This window comes from Brevundimonas denitrificans (genome assembly GCF_030160755.1).
Taxonomy (GTDB): domain Bacteria; phylum Pseudomonadota; class Alphaproteobacteria; order Caulobacterales; family Caulobacteraceae; genus Brevundimonas; species Brevundimonas denitrificans.
The window spans coordinates 1-18,984 of the sequence record NZ_BSOY01000077.1; the positions used below are offsets into that span (position 1 = coordinate 1).

The 18,984-nt window shown below is 68.4% G+C and carries 17 protein-coding genes, 3 tRNA genes and 1 pseudogene; 10 read left to right on the forward strand and 11 right to left on the reverse strand.

Going from position 1 to position 18,984, the window contains the following annotated elements; translation table 11 throughout:
- Positions 1 to 281: 281 nt before the first annotated feature.
- Positions 282 to 356 (reverse strand) — tRNA-Asn (locus tag QQJ79_RS13330).
- 70 nt (positions 357 to 426) lie between these two features.
- Between QQJ79_RS13330 and QQJ79_RS13335 the strand changes: the two genes are divergently transcribed.
- Complete coding sequence (locus QQJ79_RS13335) at positions 427 to 1,230, forward strand: TrmH family RNA methyltransferase (protein WP_284223409.1); 804 nt, start codon at positions 427 to 429, stop codon at positions 1,228 to 1,230.
- A gap of 88 nt (positions 1,231 to 1,318) precedes the next feature.
- Positions 1,319 to 1,441 (forward strand): hypothetical protein, encoded by a 123-nt coding sequence (locus tag QQJ79_RS13340; protein ID WP_284223410.1) that lies wholly within the window; start codon positions 1,319 to 1,321, stop codon positions 1,439 to 1,441.
- Positions 1,442 to 1,464: 23 nt separating this feature from the next.
- Here QQJ79_RS13340 and QQJ79_RS13345 read toward each other — a convergent pair whose 3' ends face one another.
- The 5 genes and pseudogenes from QQJ79_RS13345 to QQJ79_RS13360 form a co-directional block, all read right to left on the reverse strand.
- Positions 1,465 to 1,899, reverse strand: a complete 435-nt coding sequence (locus QQJ79_RS13345) for a hypothetical protein (protein ID WP_284223411.1) — start codon at positions 1,897 to 1,899, stop codon at positions 1,465 to 1,467.
- 17 nt (positions 1,900 to 1,916) lie between these two features.
- Positions 1,917 to 2,264, reverse strand: a complete 348-nt coding sequence (locus tag QQJ79_RS13350) for a hypothetical protein (RefSeq protein WP_284223412.1) — start codon at positions 2,262 to 2,264, stop codon at positions 1,917 to 1,919.
- A 106-nt stretch (positions 2,265 to 2,370) separates the two neighbouring features.
- Entirely contained in the window at positions 2,371 to 2,640 is a 270-nt protein-coding gene (locus QQJ79_RS13355; protein ID WP_284223413.1) for a hypothetical protein, read from the reverse strand.
- A gap of 115 nt (positions 2,641 to 2,755) precedes the next feature.
- A pseudogene (locus QQJ79_RS16090) lies at positions 2,756 to 2,926 on the reverse strand (LuxR C-terminal-related transcriptional regulator); the annotation flags it as partial.
- Positions 2,927 to 3,053: 127 nt separating this feature from the next.
- A tRNA-Cys gene (locus QQJ79_RS13360) sits at positions 3,054 to 3,127 on the reverse strand.
- Between the two features lie 138 nt (positions 3,128 to 3,265).
- On the opposite strand from QQJ79_RS13360, the gene QQJ79_RS13365 reads away from it, so the two are divergent.
- From QQJ79_RS13365 to QQJ79_RS13385, 5 genes are all read left to right on the forward strand, one after another.
- Positions 3,266 to 3,895 (forward strand): protein-L-isoaspartate O-methyltransferase family protein, encoded by a 630-nt coding sequence (locus QQJ79_RS13365; protein ID WP_284223414.1) that lies wholly within the window; start codon positions 3,266 to 3,268, stop codon positions 3,893 to 3,895.
- Between the two features lie 129 nt (positions 3,896 to 4,024).
- Positions 4,025 to 5,530, forward strand: coding sequence for a TolC family outer membrane protein (locus tag QQJ79_RS13370; RefSeq protein ID WP_284223415.1), 1,506 nt, complete (start codon positions 4,025 to 4,027; stop codon positions 5,528 to 5,530).
- Between the two features lie 175 nt (positions 5,531 to 5,705).
- Positions 5,706 to 6,323 (forward strand): DUF2497 domain-containing protein, encoded by a 618-nt coding sequence (locus QQJ79_RS13375; RefSeq protein WP_284223416.1) that lies wholly within the window; start codon positions 5,706 to 5,708, stop codon positions 6,321 to 6,323.
- 86 nt (positions 6,324 to 6,409) lie between these two features.
- The gene (locus QQJ79_RS13380; RefSeq protein WP_284223417.1) at positions 6,410 to 9,139 is read left to right on the forward strand and encodes a valine--tRNA ligase; all 2,730 of its coding nucleotides are present in this window, start codon (positions 6,410 to 6,412) and stop codon (positions 9,137 to 9,139) included.
- Entirely contained in the window at positions 9,136 to 9,876 is a 741-nt protein-coding gene (locus QQJ79_RS13385; RefSeq protein ID WP_284223418.1) for a TlyA family RNA methyltransferase, read from the forward strand. The genes QQJ79_RS13380 and QQJ79_RS13385 overlap by 4 nt, the downstream gene beginning before the upstream one ends.
- A 202-nt stretch (positions 9,877 to 10,078) precedes the next feature.
- Here QQJ79_RS13385 and QQJ79_RS13390 read toward each other — a convergent pair whose 3' ends face one another.
- Positions 10,079 to 10,774 (reverse strand): glycine zipper family protein, encoded by a 696-nt coding sequence (locus tag QQJ79_RS13390; RefSeq protein ID WP_284223419.1) that lies wholly within the window; start codon positions 10,772 to 10,774, stop codon positions 10,079 to 10,081.
- Between the two features lie 208 nt (positions 10,775 to 10,982).
- Between QQJ79_RS13390 and QQJ79_RS13395 the strand changes: the two genes are divergently transcribed.
- Both QQJ79_RS13395 and QQJ79_RS13400 read left to right on the forward strand, forming a co-directional pair.
- Positions 10,983 to 12,227 (forward strand): class I SAM-dependent RNA methyltransferase, encoded by a 1,245-nt coding sequence (locus tag QQJ79_RS13395; RefSeq protein WP_284223420.1) that lies wholly within the window; start codon positions 10,983 to 10,985, stop codon positions 12,225 to 12,227.
- A gap of 2 nt (positions 12,228 to 12,229) precedes the next feature.
- On the forward strand, positions 12,230 to 12,634 hold the full coding sequence (locus tag QQJ79_RS13400; protein WP_284223421.1) for a hypothetical protein: 405 nt from the start codon (positions 12,230 to 12,232) through the stop codon (positions 12,632 to 12,634).
- On the opposite strand, the gene QQJ79_RS13405 is transcribed toward QQJ79_RS13400, so the two are convergent.
- The 4 genes from QQJ79_RS13405 to QQJ79_RS13420 form a co-directional block, all read right to left on the reverse strand.
- Positions 12,631 to 13,734: a PA0069 family radical SAM protein gene (locus QQJ79_RS13405; protein ID WP_284223422.1), complete on the reverse strand. Its 1,104-nt coding sequence runs from the start codon at positions 13,732 to 13,734 to the stop codon at positions 12,631 to 12,633. The genes QQJ79_RS13400 and QQJ79_RS13405 overlap by 4 nt on opposite strands.
- A gap of 175 nt (positions 13,735 to 13,909) precedes the next feature.
- Positions 13,910 to 13,994, reverse strand: a tRNA-Leu gene (locus tag QQJ79_RS13410).
- Positions 13,995 to 14,068: 74 nt separating this feature from the next.
- Positions 14,069 to 15,754, reverse strand: coding sequence for a hypothetical protein (locus QQJ79_RS13415; protein WP_284223423.1), 1,686 nt, complete (start codon positions 15,752 to 15,754; stop codon positions 14,069 to 14,071).
- A gap of 164 nt (positions 15,755 to 15,918) precedes the next feature.
- The gene (locus tag QQJ79_RS13420) at positions 15,919 to 17,583 is read right to left on the reverse strand and encodes an amino acid permease (RefSeq protein ID WP_284223424.1); all 1,665 of its coding nucleotides are present in this window, start codon (positions 17,581 to 17,583) and stop codon (positions 15,919 to 15,921) included.
- A 156-nt stretch (positions 17,584 to 17,739) separates the two neighbouring features.
- On the opposite strand from QQJ79_RS13420, the gene hrpB reads away from it, so the two are divergent.
- Positions 17,740 to 18,984 (forward strand): ATP-dependent helicase HrpB (hrpB, locus tag QQJ79_RS13425; RefSeq protein ID WP_284223425.1); only part of this gene is annotated, 1,245 nt, incomplete at its 3' end.

Below are 18,984 nucleotides of genomic sequence, written 5' to 3' on the forward strand. Positions count from 1 at the left end.
GACGAGCCTTCATCTGGCCGGGCGAGGGGGCAGGGGGCGGGCAGGCCGAGACGCGGGTCGAACGCGCCGGCGCCGGCTGGCGCGTGGTCTGGAGCGGCCCGGCGGGCGGGCGGCAGACGACCTGGCTGCCGGACGCCGGGTGACCGATTTACGATCGATTAACCAATTCAGGGCAACGGAGGGATGTCTTCCATCTTCGAGGACACCCACCATCACCGAACTTCTTCAGCCCGGCGCTCGCGTCGGGCTTTTTTTCGGTCTGACGCTGTGGTGGGAAAGAGTGGCTCCGCGGGTAGGATTCGAACCTACGACCAGCCGATTAACAGTCGGCTGCTCTACCACTGAGCTACCGCGGAACACTTCCTCTCGGGAAGGCGGGCGCTATAGCAGCGCGAGTCAGACTGACGCAACGGGAAATATCCGATCTTGGCCGTGATCCGCATCGACCAGCCCGACGATCCGCGCATCGCCGGCTTCCGCGATATCCGCGAACGGGACCTCACGGGCAGGCAGGGCCTGTTCGTGGCCGAGGGCGAGGTGGTGCTGAATGTGCTGATGTCGGACCGGTCCCTGTGCCGGCCCGTGGCTTTTTTGCTGGACAGAAAACGGGTCGAAGGGCTGGCCGACGTCCTCGCCGGGGCGGCGGACGAGACGCCGGTCTATGTCGCGAGTCAGTCGGTGCTGGATGCGATCGCGGGTTTTCACCTGCACCGCGGGATCCTGGCGCTGGGCGAGAAGCCGCCGGTCCGGTCTCTCGAGACCTGCCTGGCCGGAACCGGGCCGGACGCCGTGGTGGTGGCGGCATGCGGGATCGGCAATCACGACAATATGGGCGGGGTGTTCCGCAACGCCGCGGCCTTCGGGGCCGGAGCGGTGCTGCTGGACGCGCACTGCTGCGACCCCTTCTATCGCAAGGCCATCCGGGTGTCCGTGGGGGCGGTGCTCCGGACGCCGATGGCGACCGGTCTGGACGCCCTGGCCATGGTTGAGGGGCTGAAGGCGGCCGGGTTCGAGGTGCTGGCGCTGACGCCGGGCGCGAGCGAGCCGCTGGACCGGACGCCGCGCGGCGGCCGGATCGCCATTGTGCTGGGGCCGGAGGGGCCGGGGCTGGCGCCGGCGGTGATCCAGCGCTGCCGGCCGGTCGGGATTCCGATGTCAGGCGGCTTCGATTCGCTGAATGTTTCGGTCGCCAGTGGAATTGCGCTGCATCATTTCACCCGACGGGCGTGAAACGATCACCAAATCGCGATTAACGCTTTGTACACCTTGATGAACCGGCAAAGCTGTGTCGCTGTAGGGCGTCCGGGGGAGTTCAATCATGTTTGGTGGCGTTTTCGTCTTCATTCTCCGCAATGCGCGAATCGCGCTGGCGGTCGGCATCGTCGCTGCGGGCGTCAGCGCCGCCAGCATCATCGGCTGGATCACCGCGCCGGTCGCCTGACCGCCGTTTCGGGACCGTTCCGCTCAGTCGATCCTTCCGGCGTCCTGTACGGCCTTCGGCGAGGCGTCGCGCGCCCGCCAGAGGACGCCCGCGATCAGCGACAGCAGGACCGCGTCGCCCCAGACGTAATAGGCCGTGACATAGGCCCACTGCTCCAGTTCATGGAAACGGACGAAGGCCAGGTGGTTGGCCATCAGCAGGAACTGGAACGCGGTCGCCCAGACCGTCCATCGGCGTTTCGAGTAGAGGGCGAGATACAGCAGGAACAACATGGCGGCGCCGTCGAGCCCGATGGCGACCCATGGCGGCTCTGTGTGGTTGAAGGGCGCAAGGGCCGTCCCGATCCAGGTCAGGACCAGGACGACCGCCGTCGCGCGTTCCGACCATCCGCCGCGCCAGAGTGCGAGCGCCGCGGATACGATGAGCAGAACCAGGGAGACCGCATAGATCGGCGACATTCCCTGGCATCGCCAACTCAGGACACGAGCGCAAGCCCCGAGGGACGTGGGATCGGCTGCTCCGCCTTCTCCAGACCCCCCATCTGAACGCCCCGGAAGGAGGTGTTTCGCTTCACATCGGCCAGGGCGTCGTGGAGCGCGACCACCGCACGCTGCGCCCCGATCTGCGCCGTGACCGCATCCGCCAGGGCGTCGAAGGCCGCCTGTCCCACTGTGGCCGCAAGGCCGGCCTCGCGGCGGCTTCGGGTCAGGGACTGGGCCAGCCGGCCGAGCTGGTTGACGGCTTCGTCCTGGCTGGCTTCGGCCTGGAACAGGTCCGTCGCCAGGCGCGCGACAACGGTCGCCGCATGTTCGCTGCGTTTCATTCGCTCACCTATTCAAGAAGCGACGCGGATCAGCCGCCGTACCGGATGCCTTGCAGAACGAAGGCGAACCGTTCCGCGCCAATGACGCTCGTCAGGACCAGAGCGGCTATTGCGGCAATGGTGAAGACAAACAGGACGCGTCCGAGGACTTCATGTCCGATTCCGAAGGCTGGAAGCCGGAATCCAGCAGGGCTGCCCCGATGTGCAGGATCTCCCTGAAGGTGGCTTCCGGAGAGAGGAACGCCGCCTGTTTGCGCGTCCCGCCGACCAGATGATTGACCATCATCTGCTTCACCGGGGTATCGGCCAGTGAGAGAAGCACTGTCTGAAGCTCCGCCCAGCTGATGCCCGGCACCTGTCGTTCGGTATTGGTCATGGATGGCCCCTTTCGCCGGGACAGAAGGGCGCGTGGCGGCGACGGCGGCGATTGGGACCGGTTCGGATACCGAGTCATTCGGAACAGGCTGTTCGGCCAGAAGCAGGAGGGCCGCATCGACCCGTCCGGACGCGTTCAGCTTGCGCGCCGCGTTCTCACAGTGACGGTCGACGGTCGAGGGCTTGATGCCCAGGCGGCGGGCGATCTGCTTGGAGTTCATGTGCGCATGGACGAGGCGAAGGCATTCGCGCTCGCGGTCGGTCAGTCGATCTGTACGGCTCGGCATGCGTCGCCCCCCGGCTCCCGACGTACCTTAATCACGGGAAGAGGCTGACCGAAACGGGCATTGCGCCGCACGGCTGCAATCAACGCTTGTCAGCGGTGATGATGAGGGAAGGGGGTCGAAATCGCGATGGAGGCCTGACCGAGAATCGAACTCGGGTACACGGATTTGCAATCCGGCGCGTAACCACTCCGCCATCAGGCCCTGGGCCGTTGGAACGACCACGCCATCGCGAGGGGCGTTCGCTATCAGATCGGATTGTCCCCCGCAACGCACAGACCTATAAGCGCGCCAGATTTCCCGGCTGTCGCCGGGCGCCCATAGCCGCAGGATCGTCGCTCCATGGATTTCGCCGCCGCCCGCAAGGTCATGGTCGACAGCCAGGTCCGCGTGAACGATGTGACTGATCGCGCCCTGCAGGCCGCGCTTCTGGCCGTGCCGCGCGAGCGGTTCCTGCCGGCGGAGCGGGCGTATTCGGCCTATGCCGAGATCGAGCCAGAGATCGCCGGCGGGCGCAGGCTGATGCTGGCGCGCGACCTGTCGAAACTGCTGATGGCGGTTGACGCGAAGCCGGGCGAGACGGCGCTTGCCCTCGCGGCGCCCTATGCCGCCGCGGTGCTGGCGCGGCTCGGCCTCGATTCGACCGCCCAGGAATCGGATGACGCCGTGTTCGGCGTTGTCGGCGAGGTGTTGGCGGAAGAGGGCGTCCGTACGGTGACGGCGCCGCTCAACACGCCGGCGGACGGGGCCTATGACGTCATCGTCTGCGAGGGCGCGGTCCCCGGACGGCCGGACGCCTGGCTGAAGGTCCTGAACGTCGGGGGGCGGTTGGCGGTCGTCGAGCGCACCGGTCCGGTGGGCAAGGCGGTGCTGTATGTGCGCGGCGAGCAGGGCGTGTCCCGCCGCGAGCTGTTCAACGCCTCACCGCCGATGCTGGCGGAACTCTCGCCCATTCCCATCTTCGCACTGTAGGATCGCCGACCTCGACGGACTTTCCCGGCGGGCGCGTGAAAAAAACTTAACTGGCGCGGGCGCAAACCGTCCCGCATCAGACCTAAGAGATACGAAGGGCGCGCTTCCCCGCGCCAGGCAGGAACAGACATGCTGAAACGTACGCGCGCGCTCGCCTCGGTCGCCGTCATCGCCGTGCTCACCGGCATGAGCGCTCCCGCGTGGGCCGAAACGCTGAAGGAAGCGCTGGCCCTGGCCTATCAGACCAACCCGTCGCTGCTGGCCCAGCGGGCCAACCAGCGCGCGCTCGACGAGTCGATCGTCCAGGCGCGGGCCGGTCTGCGACCGTCGCTCGATGTCAGCGCCAGCGCCAACTACAGCCGCACGGATTCGCCCGTCACGGGCACGCCGCCTTTCACCACGGGCGGCGTGGTGGAGAGCGACAGCGGCGGGGTCAGCATCGGCCTGTCCCAGACCCTGTGGTCCGGCGGACGCATCGGACACGGCATTTCGGCGGCGGAAGCTAACATCCTCGCCGGCCGCGAGGATCTGCGCGACATCGAACAGACCGTTCTCACCTCGGTGATCCAGGCCTACGCCGACGTCATCCGCGACGGTGAAATCCTGGCCATCCGCCAGTCCAACCTCGGCGTCCTGCAACGCCAGCTGGAAGAGGCCTCGGCCCGGTTCGAGGTCGGCGAGATCACCCGCACGGACGTGGCCCAGTCCGAATCCCGACTGGCCCAGACCGAGGCCGACCTGGCCAACGCCCGGGCCCAGCTGTCGGTGTCGCGCGCGGCCTATGCCGCGGTCGTCGGCCAGGCGCCGGGGGACCTGGAGCCGATGCCGGTGTTGCCGGGTATTCCCACCGACTTCGACAACGCCCTGGACGTCGCCCTGACTGACAATCCGGCCATCCGCTCGGCCATTTACAGCCAGCGCGCGGCTGAGGCCAATGTGGCGGCGGCCAAGGCGGAGTATATGCCGTCGGCCCGCCTGACGGCCTCCTACGGCGGCTCGGCCGACGATCTGGACCGCCTGGGCGACATCGCCGACAACACCCGCTTCCAGGCCGGCGCGACGATCTCTGTGCCGCTCTTCACCGGCGGACTGAACAGCTCCCGCGTCGCCCAGGCGCTGGAACGCGCCAACGTCGCCCAGATCAATGTCGAGGGCGCGCGCCGCAACACGCTTCAGGCGGTCAGTTCGGCCTATGCCCAGTCGATCTCGTCCCGCGCCACGCTCCAGGCCGGCGAGGAAGCGGTTCGCGCCGCGACCGTGGCCGCCGAGGGCGTGCGGCAGGAGGCCCAGGTCGGCCTGCGTACGACCCTGGACGTGCTGAACCAGGAGCTGGAGCTGCGCAACGCCCAGGTCACCCTGGCCAGCGCCCGCCGCAACGAATACGTCGCCCAGGCCAATCTTCTGGCCGCCATGGGTCGGCTGGAAGGCCAGGATCTGGACGCCGCGATGACCGTCTATGATCCGGCCGCCAACTATAACCGGGTGCGCAACCGCGGCGGCTTGCCGTGGGACGGGATCGTCGAGGCCATCGACCGCATCGCGTCGCCGGCCGTCGTGCCCGCCAATGACGCCGAGGATGCGCCGATCGACGCCCAGCTGAAATCCGAGGTCGTCCGGACGGCGCCGCGCGACTGACGGCCTTCAGGTCGCCTGTTGCGCGACTGTGGGGCGCGTCCGTTAACCTGTGACGCGAAAACGCCCGTTGATTCCAGCGGGCTGAGATGCGACGACATGGCGTGGGAGGGGTCTCCTCTTCCTTGCCGCAATTGGACTTGATCGTGCGTTCGCCGCGCGCCCCCGGGGTTTCGACATGACCGACCAGACCGCCCAGGAACCGACGATGGAGGAAATCCTGGCGTCGATCCGCCGGATCATTTCCGAGGACGACGCCCCGGCTGAAACCGCTCCGGTCGCCGCCGCGCCCGAGCCTCAAGCCGCGCCGGAACCCGAACCCGTCGTCTCGTCCGCCCTGATGGACGAAACCCCGTCGATGGAAGAGCCCCATGCGTCCGAAGAGGATGTGCTGGAACTGACCGACGCCTATGAGGCCCCGGCCGCCGAGAGCCTCGGCGACCTCGACATCTCCCCGGCGGAGCCCTTCCCCAGCGCGCCGGTCGCCGAGCCGGTCTTCGTCGATGAACCGGTCGAGGCCTATGCGCCCGAACCGCGGGCGCCGGCTCCGGCCTATGACAACCTGGTCGGCGACAGCGCCGCGGCCAGCGCCGCCTCGGCCTTCGCCGGTCTCGCCTCCACCGTCCGGCGGCCGGACCCCATTGAAACCGCGGGCGGCTCCGGCCCGACCGTCGATGAACTGGCCCGCAGCCTGCTGCGGCCGATGCTGAAGGAGTGGCTGGACGCCAACCTGCCGGCCATCGTCGAGACCCAGGTACGCAAGGAAGTCGAACGCATCGCCCGCAACGCCGGCTGACTTCACCCGCGACCCGATCAAGGCTAGATCATTCCGGGGCGGCTCCAGTCGGGGCCGCCCTTATCTTTTGTCTGAAGACCGCCCCCATGCTCGACAAGACCTTCGACCCGACCGCCGCCGAACCGCGCCTGTATGCGATGTGGGAGGACAGCGGCGTGTTCGCGCCGCGCGACGCCCGCGCCACCGACGGCGCCGCCGACGCCTATTCCATCGTCATCCCGCCGCCCAATGTGACCGGCTCGCTGCACATCGGCCATGCGCTGAACAACACCCTGCAGGACATCCTGGCCCGCTATCACCGGATGCGCGGCAAGGCCGTGTTGTGGCTGCCCGGCACGGATCACGCCGGCATCGCCACCCAGATGGTGGTCGAGCGCCAGCTGGCGGCCGCGGGCAACATCAGCCGCCGGGACATGGGCCGCGACGCCTTCGTGGCCAAGGTCTGGGAATGGAAGGCGACCAGCGCCGGCTCGATCCAGAACCAGCTGCGGCGTCTGGGCTCGTCCTGTGACTGGAGCCGCGAGCGGTTCACCCTGGATCCGGACCTTCAGATCGCCGTGCGCAAGGTCTTCGTCCAGCTGCACAAGGAAGGCCTGATCTATCGCGACAAGCGGCTGGTCAACTGGGACCCGCATTTCCAGACGGCGATCTCGGACCTCGAGGTCGAGCAGCGCGAGATGGACGGCTTCTACTGGCATTTCGCCTATCCGCTGGCGGACGGCGTGACCTATGAGCACCCGGTCGCCTGGGACGGCGACGGGCAGCCGACCGAATATGAGACCCGCGACCATATCGTCGTGGCCACGACCCGGCCGGAGACCATGCTGGGCGACACCGGCGTGGCGGTGCATCCGGAGGACGCGCGCTATGCGGGGCTGGTCGGCAAGTTCGTGACCCTGCCGATCGTGGGCCGCCGCATTCCCGTCGCCGACGACTACGCCGATCCGACCAAGGGCTCGGGCGCGGTGAAGATCACCCCGGCCCACGACTTCAACGACTTCCAGGTCGGCAAGCGGGCCGGGCTGGAGATGTCGCTCAACGTCATGGACGCCTTCGGTCGGATCACCGCCGCGGACACGCCGGACCTGCCCGCTGAATACGAGGGCATGGACCGCTTCGCCGCGCGCAAGGCCATCGTCGCCCGGGCCGAGGCCGAAGGCTGGCTCAAGGAAATCGAGAAGACCCGGCACGTCATCCCGCACGGCGATCGCTCGGGCGTGGTGATCGAGCCCTGGCTGACGGACCAGTGGTACGTCGATGCTCATACGCTGGCCCAGCCGGCCATCAAGGCGGTGGAGCAGGGCGATACGGTCTTCGAGCCGAAGAGCTACGAGAAGATCTATTTCGAATGGCTGCGCAACATCGAGCCCTGGTGCATCAGCCGCCAGCTGTGGTGGGGCCACCGCATTCCGGCCTGGTATGACGCGGACGGAAACATTTACGTCGCGGAGAGCGAGGCCGAGGCTGTCGCGCAGGCCGGCGGCAAGCCGCTGACGCAGGACGAGGACGTCCTCGACACCTGGTTCAGTTCAGCCCTGTGGCCGTTCTCGACCATGGGCTGGCCGGAGAAGACCGAGGACCTCGAACGCTTCTATCCGACCAGCGATCTGGTGACGGCGGCGGACATCATCTTCTTCTGGGTCGCCCGCATGATGATGATGGGACTTCACTTCATGGATGAAGTGCCGTTCCGGCGGGTCATCATCAACGGACTGGTCCGCGACGAGAAGGGCCAGAAGATGAGCAAGTCGAAGGGGAACGTCATCGACCCCCTCGGCATCATCGACGAACTGGGCGCCGATCCGTTGCGCTTCACCATGGCCATTCTGTCGGGAACTCGCGATATCAAGTTGTCGCGACAACGTATTGAAGGCTATCGCAACTTCGGCACCAAGCTGTGGAACGCGGCGCGCTTCTCGCAGATGAATGAGGCGAAGCGGGTCGAGGGCTTCGATCCCGCCGCCGTCGACCAGACCATCAACCGCTGGATCCGCGGCGAGCTGACGAAGGCCGAGCGCGCGGTCAGCGAGGCCATCGAGGGCGGGCGTTTCGACGACGCGGCCTCGGCCCTGTACCGCTTCGTCTGGAACGTGTTCTGCGACTGGTACCTGGAGCTGGCCAAGCCGGTGTTCATGGGATCGGACGAGACGGCGAAGGCCGAGACCCGGGCCATGACCGCCTGGACGCTCGATCAGACCCTGAAGCTGATGCACCCGATCATGCCCTTCATCACCGAAGAGCTGTGGGACAAGCTGGCCGGGGTGGGCGCGGCGCGGAGCGAGGCGACCCTGATCGGGGCGGCCTGGCCGGATCTGCCGGACAGCTTCATCGACGCGGCGGCCGAGGGCGAGACCGGCTGGCTGGTCGATCTGGTCACCGAAATCCGCCAGCTGAAGGCCGAAATGAATGTGCCGCAGGGCGCCAAGCCCGGCCTGTCCTTCATCGCGCCCGACGCGGTCACCGCCGCCCGGATCGCCCGTCACCGCGACCTGATCCTGACCCTGGGCCGGGTTTCGGACCTGTCGACGGTCGAGGCGGCGGCCGAGGGGGCGGTGACCTTCGTCTCGGGCGGCGCGACCGCCGCGCTGTCGCTGGCGGGGATCATCGACCTGTCGGCGGAGCGTGCGCGTCTGGCCAAGGAAATCGCGGCCTTCGACAGCGACATCGGCCATTTCAACAAGAAGCTCGGCAATCCGAATTTCGTCGATCGCGCGGCCCCTGAGGTCGTCGAGGAACAGCGCCAGAAGCTGGCCGAGGCCGAGGCCGGCAAGGCGAAGCTGCAGGCGGCGCTGGCGCGGCTGGACGCGGTGGGGTGAGCAAGGTCCGCCTCGACCAGTGGCTGGTCGCCCGCGGACTGGCGGAGAGCCGGGCGCGGGCGAAGGCGGCGATCGAGGCGGGCGGGGTGACGGTCAACGGGGTTCCCGCCAAGGCCGCCTCGCAGGCCGTCGGCGACGATGCGGTCATCGCCTACGCCGACGCCCATCACTGGGTCGGGCGGGGAGCGTTGAAACTGGATCACGCCCTGACCCTGTGGCCCGTCGCGGTCGAGGGCCGGACGGTGCTGGATGTCGGCGCCTCGACGGGCGGGTTCACCGAGGTCTGTCTGTCGCGTGGCGCGGCGCGGGCGTTCGCCGTCGATGTCGGCTCGGGGCAGATGCATGCGCGGGTCGCGGCGGACCCGCGCGTGGTCAATCTGGAGCAGACCGACGCGCGCGATCTGACGCCGGCGCTGATCCCGGCGGCCCCGCAGCTGATCGTCTGCGACGCCAGCTTCATCGGCCTGGCCAAGGTGCTGCCGGCGGCGCTGTCGCTGGCGGCGCCGGACGCGGACCTCGTGACCCTGGTCAAGCCGCAGTTCGAGGCGACGGGGCCGGGCGGGACGAAGAAGGGCGTGGTCAAGAATCCAGCCGCGCAGCAGGCGGCGTTGGGCGCGGTCTCGGCCTGGCTGGAAGGCGAGGGCTGGGCGGTGCAGGCGACGGCGGAAAGCCCGATCACCGGCGGGGACGGGAATGTGGAGTTCCTGCTGTGGGCGCGGCGGCGGGACCGAGGCTGAGGCGACGCCCCTCCACCATGCTTCGCATGGTCCCCCTCCCCATTGCATGGGGAGGAGACGGCCGGCGCTCAAGCAGCGAGCCGCCGCGCGGCGAGCGTTAGCGCCCAAAAAGGAAAAACCCCCGGTGGATTGCTCCACCGGGGGTCTCCGTCACGCCGCCGATCGACAGGGGGGCTGAAAAATAATCGGCGACGCAATTCTGTCAGCAGGTCTGCTGGTAGCGGGTGACCGTGCGGCCGTAGCGGTCGCGGCTCTGAACGGCGACGGGGCGGCAGTCGGACTGGTAGCGGTCGTCCGACTGGTACTGGTAGCCGCGGTCATCGCCGTAGCCCCGGTCGTCGTAGCGATTGTCGTACCCGGCATAGCCCTGGCTGCTGTAGCCGCGGTCCTCGTAGCGGTAGCGCCCGGAATCCTGGTAGCGGCTGTCGTAACCACGGTCGTCGTACTGGACGTGGCCGCTGTACCCGTCGGTGCAGTTGCGGGCCGAGTCGTTGCCAACGGCCGCGCCGAGCGCGCCGCCGATCACGGCGCCGAGGACGCTGCCCTCTGTGCGGCGGCCGCGGGCGCCCATTTGCGAGCCGATCACGGCGCCGAAGGTCGCGCCGACGGCGGCGCCGGCGCCCGTACGGCCGCGGCGCTCGCTGCGGCAGTTATAGTTTGAGCGGTCGTACGACTGGCCGTAGGAGCGATCATAACCATAGTCAGGTTGTTGGCCGTAGCCGTAGCCGGACTGTTGCGCATATCCGTAGGGCTGGCTGTTGTAGCCGCCCGAATAGGGCTGGGGCGAACCCTGGTAGCTGTAGGCCTGGGCCGAGGCGGCGGCCGGGGTCAGCATCAGGCCGGCGGCGGCGAGGGCGGCGGCGCCAAAGGCGGTCTTGAGGGGCAGACGGGCGAACATCGGCATGATCCTGGTTGAAGGGCGGGCGCCGGATGTCGGCGCCTGTTTCTGTGATGACGAGGAATAGGCCAGCGAAACTGAACGGGCTTTGATCGGGCCGTTCATCTTCGTTCAGGTTTCGTCGGAGGGCGGGAGGCCCTGGAGGCGGGCGCGAAATCTGAGTCCGGACGCAATCGCGCCCGAACCGATTTCGCTCTAGAAGCGGCCGATGACGGAGACGCTGACCATCAGCCGCATGGGCGGGCAGGGCGACGGGATCGCCGACACGCCGGCCGGACCCGTGTTCGCCCCCCTGACCCTGCCGGGCGAAACCGTGCGGGGCGAGGTGCGCGACGGGCGACTGGAAGCGGCGGAGATCCTGGCGGCCAGCCCCGACCGGATCGCGCCGGTCTCGCCCCACTACGGCGACTGCGGCGGATGCTCGCTGCAGCACTGGGCGTCGGGACCGTATCTGGACTGGAAGCGGGAGCAGGTGCGGCAGGCCCTGGCCCGCGAGCGGATCGAGACCGAGATCGAGGCCACGGTGGCCGTGCCGCCGGGAACGCGGCGGCGGCTGGCCCTGCATGCGCGGCGCGGCGAGGACGGGCGGGTCGTGCTGGGGTTCAAGGCGCGCAAGAGCTGGAGGCTGGTCGAGGTGACCGCCTGTCCGGTGGCCGATCCCCGGCTGGTGGCGGCCTTTCCGGCGCTGGCGCGGGTGGCCGAAGCCTTTCTCGAGCATCCGAAATCGGCCCCGACCCTGCATGTGACGGCGACTCTCACCGGGTTGGACGTCGATGTGACGGGGGTCGAGCGGCGCTCGGGCGGACTGTCGGGCGACGCCCGGATGCGGGCGATCGAGGCGGCGGCCGCGGCGGAGCTGGCGCGGCTGAGTCTCGCCGGGGACGTCCTGATGATGGAACGGCTGCCGAAGGTGGCCTTCGGTCCGGCGACCGTGCCCCTGCCGCCCGGCGGGTTCCTGCAGGCCGTGCCAGAGGCGGAGGCCGCCATGGTCGCGCGCGCGGTTGCGGCGGTGCGCGGGGCGAAGAAGATCGCGGATCTGTTTTGCGGCGCCGGGACCTTCACCTTCCCGCTCGCGACCGTGGCGCCGGTGCTGGCGGCGGACGGATCGGCGGCGGGGATCGCGGCGCTGAAGGCTGGGATCGGGACGGGGCCGGGAATGAAGGCGATCACGGCCGAGGCCCGCGACCTCTTTCGCAGGCCCCTGGCCCCCTTCGACCTGCGCGGTTGCGACGCCGTGGTGCTGGACCCGCCCCGCGCCGGCGCTCTGGAGCAGACGCGGCAGCTGCCGGGGACGAAGGCGGCGGTCGTGGTCGGGGTGTCGTGCAATCCGGTGACCTTCGCCCGCGACGCGCGGGTGCTGATCGACGCCGGTTTCCGGCTGGAGCGGGTGACCCCGGTGGACCAGTTCCTCTGGTCCGCGCATGTGGAGCTGGTGGGAGTGTTCCGGCGATGACGATGAACGACAACCTGCCCGATGAGGATGGCGGCGGTTTCGACGCCGAGGACTGGACACGGCTCACGCCCTTCACCGGGGTCGTGGCGACGCTGGACGATGTCCAGGCGCGCCGGGCCGTGTTCGCCCTCGGCGACACCGACGATCCACGTCCGATCGCCATGGCGCTGCCGCAGCCGGTGATCTGGTGGGACGACGACGGGGCGGGGCAGGCGGCGGTGGCGGTCCAGGCCGAGACCCACCTCGGGCCCGACGGCGAGGAGATGGAGGTGCTGGGCCTGATCCTGCCGGACGGCGGCGGGGCGGTGGCCCTGATGGAGGATGTCGATCTGGTCGACGCCAGCGATCCGACCTGGCGCGATCTGGTCACCCACGCCATCGACCCGTCCGCCGCATACGAGGACTAAACTATGATCCCTTCCTCCATCTCGGAGGAAGGAAGGTCAAAGAGATCGCCCTGGACCTTTGCGTCGGCCGGCACGCGGAACCGGGTCTCGTCCAGCGGGACGCGCGGCGCGTCGAGCCCGTAGCGTTTGACCGCCGCCTTGAAGCGCGCCGCGATCAGTTCGGCGACCGGACCGGTCCCCTTCATCCGCTGGGACCAGTCGGCGTCATAGTCCTTGCCGCCGCGGGTCTGGCGGATCAGCGACATGACGCGGGCGGCGCGCTCGGGTCGGGCGTCGGCCAGCCATTCGCGGAACAGGTCCTTGATCTCGAGCGGCAGGCGCAGGGTCACATACATGGCGGAGGTCGCCCCCGCTTTCGACGCCGCCTCCAGCACCGATTCCAGTTCGTGGTCGTTGAGGCCGGGGATGACGGGGGCGAAGCCGACTGTGACCGGGCAGCCGGCGTCGGCGAGGCGGGAGACGGCTTCGAGCCGTTTGGCGGGGGTCGAGGCGCGAGGCTCCATGGCGCGGGCCAGGCCCCGGTCCAGGGTGGTGATGGAGACGCAGGCCGAGGCCAGGCCGGCGCGGCCCATGGGGCCCAGAATGTCGACGTCGCGGGCGATCAGCACCGACTTGGTAATGATGCTGAACGGGTGATGGAAGCGCTGCATCACCTCGAGGATCGAGCGGGTCGAATTCAGCTCGCGTTCCACCGGCTGATAGGGGTCGGTGTTGCCGCCTATGTGGATGCGTTTGCAGACGTAGCGGGGCTTCGCGAGCTCCCGCTCCAGCAGACGCGCGGCCTCGGGCTTGAAGAAGAGGCGGCTCTCGAAATCCAGGCCCGGGGATAGGCCCATCCAGGCATGGGACGGACGGGCGTAACAGTAGATGCAGCCATGTTCGCAGCCCTTGTAGGGGTTGATGGACCGGTCGAAACCGATGTCCGGACTGGTGTTCTTCGCAATGATGGTCCGGGCGTGCTCTGGCGTCAGGGTCGTGCGCAGGGGCGCGGCCTCGACATCGTCGCCAGTCCAGCCGTCATCGAAGGCTTCCACGGTTTCCGGTTCAAACCGCCCGCTCGCATTCGAGCGCGCGCCCCGTCCTTTCGCCGCTTCCGCCATTCAGCGATCCTAGCGGGAAAATGGAACAAAGCAAGAACTGTTCAGGCGCAACTAGGCTGAGCTGACTTTCAAACGTCATTTCCGGAAAGCCCTGCGCCAAGGCTTCGCATGAGCATCCTGCTTCACCCGCCATCGGAAGGCCTCGTCCCGCGAAGCCCCTCAGGACGATACAGGATGGTGCGGATGAGAGGACTCGAACCTCCACGCCTCGCGGCGCCAGAACCTAAATCTGGTGCGTCTACCAGTTCCGCCACATCCGCTCAGGTCCGGGTGGGTGGTAAGGGTCGGCCGGCCCGTGAGCAAGGGCGTAAACGCTCACGGGCCGACCGGGTCTTCAACGGGCGCTGACCGACGGGGTCGGCATCACCTCGGTGACCGTGAACCTGTGGGTCGGCAAGTTCAGGGTTCGGGGGGCCGCATTCTGCACAGCGACGACCAGTTTGCCCCCCAGGCGGCAAGTCGTCTCGGTTTCATCCGGACCGAAGATTGACCCCGATGCTATCCGCGCCGTCAACGTGATGCGGCCTTCGCCGTTCGAACGACCGAAAACGACGTCCTGGGGTCCAAGCAGCACGCTCTGGGGTTCGGCCTGACCGCAGGTGATCTCGATTTCCGGAGAACCGGATATGACCTCCGTCGCGCGCCGGCCGTCGCTCTCCCTCAGAAGATAGGTCAGCGGAACGGTGAGCGGCCCGCGGTTCGGCGCGGCGTTCAGGGCGTAGGCCAGATCGCCTGATGGATTGGCCAGGCTGATGCTGGCGCGATAGTCGGCGATGTCCGTCGAGGCCATGGGGATCACCAGGGGCGGAGCCACATCCTCGGCTACGGTCGGGATCAGTGAACTGACACCGAACGCCAGCCGCGCGACGTTTGATCCGGCGTTCGGCGCGGGCGTGGCGCGGACGGTGAACCGGCAGACTCGCACCCCCTCCGGAGCCGGACGCACGTCGAAATTCGAAAAGCTGAAGTCGCTGGGCTGGTCCGGCGTCGCCGTGAGCTGCCAGAACAGTCGGTCGCAATAGGCGGTGGGGACGCCGGACAGATCGGCCGACCACTGGATGGGTTGCGGACCATCGATGACGGCGGCGTTGCCCGCCACCGGCGTGACGCTGGCAAGCAGAGGGGCCTCGGCCGACAGTCGACGGGGCCCCGGGAAGGTCGCGCCGCCCGGGGGACGGTGCAGGATGGCGACGCCGAACCCCCGATTGTTCGATTGCGCGTTCCATCCAGCATTGCCCGAGGCCTCCGCGGCGGCACTGAGGAAAGGCACGGCCGCGGCCACCCGTGCATTGCCGGACATCAGGGTCGCCTGGGTCAGACCGGACACGCGATAGGCCGCCGCCGCATCCACCATATGGGTGATCTCGAGGCGGTCGGCGTTCCCGTCGTCGGCCATTCCCGGGTGCAGTCGGTACCAGTGCCACCCGGCCAGGTAGACGCTGAACCGGTCGACGTTCGGACGACGATCGACTTCGGTCGAGGTCAGGCCCAGAGCCGCCGCCACCGGCGAGACGATTCTGCCGCTGTACAGGAAGATTGACTGGCTTCGACTCTCCGTCGCGCTGGTGCTCATCGCCGCCCGGAAAACACTGGCCGACAGCGGTATGTCGATGTTTCCGGACGCGGTCAGCATGGTCGAGCAGTTGTGCTGCAACGTGCTGCTGGCCCGGCGGCTGTAAAGGGCGGTCGCCTCGTTCTCGGCGTAGGTCACTCCGAGAGGCTGCCCGGCGCGCGAAAGAGCGCTGCCCTCCCCCCGCAGGTAGATGGCCGAGAAATAGGAGCCGAGGGAATCCAGCGAATAGATCGGAACACTCGCATCCATCTGGTTGGCAAAGGTGTCCCACGTCCGGACGTCGGCGGGGATGTACCGCTCGGGAGCCTGGTTCGTGGCCGAAAGCGGCAAACAACTTCGCGCGACCGACTGGAACTGCTCCCCGAGCCATTGCTTCAAGGGCCGCGGGGTCTGGGCGTCCGCTTCCGTCGCCACTGAACTCGCCAAGGCGGCGGTCAGGACCGCCATCGCCGCTCTCCTGAACATTGCGTCCTCCAGTTGTATGAAACCCGGAATAAGGGTGCCACATGGAACGATGTTTGGCGAGTCGAGGCCGGCTTGACGGCCTGCCGGCAACGAAAAAGGCCCGGGATCGCTCCCGGGCCTTTCGTCTTCGAGAGCTGATCCGGGGATCAGTCCTTCTGATTGTCCACGCCGGAGCCCATGGCCTCGGCGGGCGACGACATCGTGGTGTCTTCGGTGATGTCGATCCCCTTGGCCAGCTTGGAGTGCCAGAAGCCGTAGAGGATGTAGATCACGGCCCCGACCGCGGCATAGGCGCCGAGGATGGTGAGCGGCAGCGGGTTGCCGTCCATGGCGTGCTGGATCATCGGCCAGAAGTTGAAGCCGGCCAGCGCCAGGCAGGACAGGATGCCCAGGACGGCGGTGAAGATGCCGCCCGGCACCTTGAACGGACGCTCCATCTCCGGATGCTTGATGCGCAGGAAGATCACGCTCAGGCAGACGATGGAGAAGGCGACGGCCGTGCCCAGGGACACCAGGTCGCCCAGGATCGAGATGGGCAGGAAGGACGCCGCGACGGCGATCAGGATGCCCAGCAGGATGGTGCCGATCCAGGGCGTGCGGAACTTCGGATGGATGACGGCGAAGGCTTTCGGGAGAAGGCCGTCACGCGCCATGGTGTAGAAGATCCGCGTCTGGCCGTAGCACAGCACCAGCATGACCGAGGACAGGCCGGTGATGGCGCCGACCTTGATCAGGAAGCTGATCAGGTTGAGCGGGCTGCCATCGGGCGTGATGAAGGCCGTGTCGGCCCATTCCAGACCCATGCGGTCGATGGCGACGGCCACCGGCGCCGGGCTGGCCAGCTCGAGGTAGGGGACCACGCCGGTCATGACGGCCGCGACGGCCATATAGATGAGGGTGCAGACGATCAGGGCCCCGAGAATGCCGACGGGGACGTCCTTGGAGGGGTTCTTGGCCTCGGCCGCGGCGGTCGAGACCGCCTCGAAGCCGACGTAGGCGAAGAAGATGATCGAGGCGCCGCGCAGGATGCCCGTAGCCCCGTACTCGCCGAACTTGCCGGTCGTGTTCTCGGGGATGAAGGGCACCCAGTTCTCGGGGTTGATGTACTGGACCCCGACGGCGATGAAGGTCAGCAGCACCACGATCTTGATCATCACGATGATGTTGTTGATCGAGGCCGACTCGCTGACGCCGAGCACCAGCAGGCTGCAGACCGCGGCGATGCCGATGGCGGCGACCAGGTTGAACGTCCCGGTCAACGGGAAGCTGGCGACGCCCGTATCCGAGGTCACCGCCTGGATCAGCGGCGTGGCCCACGAAGGCCCTTCGCCGCCCGCGTACTGGATCATCGGGAACAGGCCGTCGGCGACGCCGAAGTCCCGCAGGATGGAGACGACATAGCCGGACCAGCCGACCGCGACGGTCGAGGCGGCGACGCCGTATTCAAGCACCAGCAGCCAGCCCATGATCCAGGCGAAGACCTCGCCCAGGGTGCCGTAGGCATAGGTGTAGGCCGAGCCCGAGACGGGCATGGTCGAGGCCAGTTCGGCGTAGCAGAGGCCGGCGAGACCGCAGGCGATGCCCGCGACCACGAACGACAGCATGATCGCCGGGCCCGCATGGGCGGCGGCGACCTGGCCGGTCAGGACGAAGATGCCCGCGCCGATAATGGCGCCGATGCCCAGGCTCATCAGATTGATGGGACCCAGAGACCGCTTGAGCTCGCTCTTGGCGGCTTCCTTCTGGATCTGGGCTACGGATTTCTTGAGGAACAGGCGGTTCCCCTTGGGCCTAAGGCCTTCTGCGGACATCGAGTCTCGCCCCCTGATACACGGCGAGTCCTCCCCGGACCGCCTTCAATGGCGCGGACGCTAGCGGCGCGGGGGGCCGCTGGCAACGCGGTTTCCGAAGGGTGAACGTTGGACGACGCTTTCGTGAAGGGGCGCCGAGCGTCTAGAGCCATGGCGATGCTGCCGATCCACGCCGTTCTTGAGCCGCTGAAGGCCGCCCTCTCGGCGGGCGCCGCCGCCGTGCTCGCCGCGCCTCCGGGAGCGGGCAAGACGACGGTCGTGCCGCTGGCGCTGCTGGGCGAGAGCTGGCTGGGCGGCGGCAAGATTCTCGTGCTCGAGCCGCGCAGGCTGGCGGCGCGGGCGGCGGCGGAGCGGATGGCGGCCACGCTGGGCGAGGCGACCGGCGAGACCGTCGGCTATCGCACGCGTCTGCAGAGCCGGATCGGGCCGAAGACCCGGATCGAGGTGATCACCGAGGGCGTGTTCACACGGATGATTCTGGACGATCCGGGGCTGGACGGCGTCGGGGCCGTGCTGTTCGACGAGTTTCATGAGCGGTCGCTCGATGCCGACCTGGGCCTGGCGCTGGCGCGGGAGACGCAGGGGCTGTTGCGCGAGGACCTGCGGCTGCTGGTGATGTCGGCGACGCTGGATATCGGCGGGGTGTCCCGTCTGTTGGACGGCGCGCCCGTGATCGAGGCCGAGGGCCGGATGTTCCCGGTCGAGACCCGCTATGTCGGGCGCAACCCGGTCGAGCGGATCGAGGACGCCGCGGCGCGGGCGGTCATGCAGGCTCTGGGCGAGGAGACGGGATCGGTGCTGGTCTTCCTGCCGGGGCAGGGGGAGATCCACCGCACCGCCCAGCGGCTGGCCGAGCGGCTGCGTGATCCGGCGGTGGATGTGGTTCCCTTGTACGGCGCGCTGGACCGGGAGACGCAGGACCGGGCCATCCAGCCGGCGGCCGCCGGGCGGCGCAAGGTGGTGCTGGCGACCTCGGTGGCGGAAACCAGTCTGACCATCGAAGGGGTCCGGGTGGTCATCGACGGCGGCCTGTCGCGCGTGCCGCGGTTTGAGCCGTCCAGCGGCCTGACGCGGCTGGCGACCGTCAGGGTCAGCCGGTCGTCGGCGGAGCAGAGGCGCGGGCGGGCGGGCCGGGTCGAGCCGGGCGTCTGCTACCGGCTGTGGGACGAGGCGGCGACGCGCGGGCTGGTGCCGCATCAGCGGCCGGAGATCCTGGAAGCGGACCTGACGGGGTTCGCCCTCGATCTGGCGCGATGGGGCGCGCGATCGACGGAGACGCTGGCCCTGCTGGACCAGCCGCCGGCGGGGGCCTTCGCCGAGGCGCGCAAGGTGCTGACGCGGCTGGGCGCGCTGGACGAGGCGGGCGCGCTGACGGCGCATGGACGCCGGATGACCCGGATT

Bases quoted from the DNA above. Each gene is read 5' to 3' on its own strand.
- QQJ79_RS13340 (WP_284223410.1), top strand. From the start codon at position 1,319: ATGTTTGGTGGCGTTTTCGTCTTCATTCTCCGCAATGCGCGAATCGCG.
- QQJ79_RS13345 (WP_284223411.1), bottom strand. From the start codon at position 1,899: ATGTCGCCGATCTATGCGGTCTCCCTGGTTCTGCTCATCGTATCCGCG.
- QQJ79_RS13350 (WP_284223412.1), bottom strand. From the start codon at position 2,264: ATGAAACGCAGCGAACATGCGGCGACCGTTGTCGCGCGCCTGGCGACG.
- QQJ79_RS13355 (WP_284223413.1), bottom strand. From the start codon at position 2,640: ATGACCAATACCGAACGACAGGTGCCGGGCATCAGCTGGGCGGAGCTT.
- QQJ79_RS13365 (WP_284223414.1), top strand. From the start codon at position 3,266: ATGGATTTCGCCGCCGCCCGCAAGGTCATGGTCGACAGCCAGGTCCGC.
- QQJ79_RS13370 (WP_284223415.1), top strand. From the start codon at position 4,025: ATGCTGAAACGTACGCGCGCGCTCGCCTCGGTCGCCGTCATCGCCGTG.
- QQJ79_RS13375 (WP_284223416.1), top strand. From the start codon at position 5,706: ATGACCGACCAGACCGCCCAGGAACCGACGATGGAGGAAATCCTGGCG.
- QQJ79_RS13380 (WP_284223417.1), top strand. From the start codon at position 6,410: ATGCTCGACAAGACCTTCGACCCGACCGCCGCCGAACCGCGCCTGTAT.
- QQJ79_RS13390 (WP_284223419.1), bottom strand. From the start codon at position 10,774: ATGTTCGCCCGTCTGCCCCTCAAGACCGCCTTTGGCGCCGCCGCCCTC.
- QQJ79_RS13395 (WP_284223420.1), top strand. From the start codon at position 10,983: ATGACGGAGACGCTGACCATCAGCCGCATGGGCGGGCAGGGCGACGGG.
- QQJ79_RS13400 (WP_284223421.1), top strand. From the start codon at position 12,230: ATGAACGACAACCTGCCCGATGAGGATGGCGGCGGTTTCGACGCCGAG.
- QQJ79_RS13405 (WP_284223422.1), bottom strand. From the start codon at position 13,734: ATGGCGGAAGCGGCGAAAGGACGGGGCGCGCGCTCGAATGCGAGCGGG.
- QQJ79_RS13415 (WP_284223423.1), bottom strand. From the start codon at position 15,754: ATGGCGGTCCTGACCGCCGCCTTGGCGAGTTCAGTGGCGACGGAAGCG.
- QQJ79_RS13420 (WP_284223424.1), bottom strand. From the start codon at position 17,583: ATGTCCGCAGAAGGCCTTAGGCCCAAGGGGAACCGCCTGTTCCTCAAG.